1 protein-coding gene is annotated in these 266 nt (G+C 66.2%); it reads left to right on the top strand.

Annotation, left to right across the window (positions count from 1 at the left end):
• Positions 1-266 (top strand): ATP-binding cassette domain-containing protein (locus AAEZ05_RS28890; protein ID WP_350650031.1); only part of this gene is annotated, 266 nt, incomplete at both ends.

The raw sequence follows: 266 nt of genomic DNA, 5'->3' as shown, positions 1-266 counted from the left end.
GCAAAAACCTGCCGAGCCTGCCTGAACATGAACGCTCACTGGTAGAGCGCCGCTTTGGCGTGCTGTTCCAGAAGGGCGCGCTGTTTTCCTCGCTGACGGTGACCGAAAACGTGGCCCTGCCCTTGATCGAGCACGCCGGCCTCAGCCGCGCCGATGCCGAGCACTTGGCGGCGGTCAAGCTGGCCCTGGCGGGGTTGCCGCTGTCGGCGGCCGACAAATACCCGGCCTCGTTATCCGGCGGCATGATCAAACGTGCGGCCCTGGCC

Origin of the sequence: Pseudomonas sp. HY13-MNA-CIBAN-0226 (assembly GCF_040310305.1) — a bacterium.
Lineage (GTDB): Bacteria > Pseudomonadota > Gammaproteobacteria > Pseudomonadales > Pseudomonadaceae > Aquipseudomonas > Aquipseudomonas gregormendelii.
The sequence above is the reverse complement of the archived record's forward strand: the minus strand, read 5'-3'. Positions and strand labels throughout refer to the sequence as shown.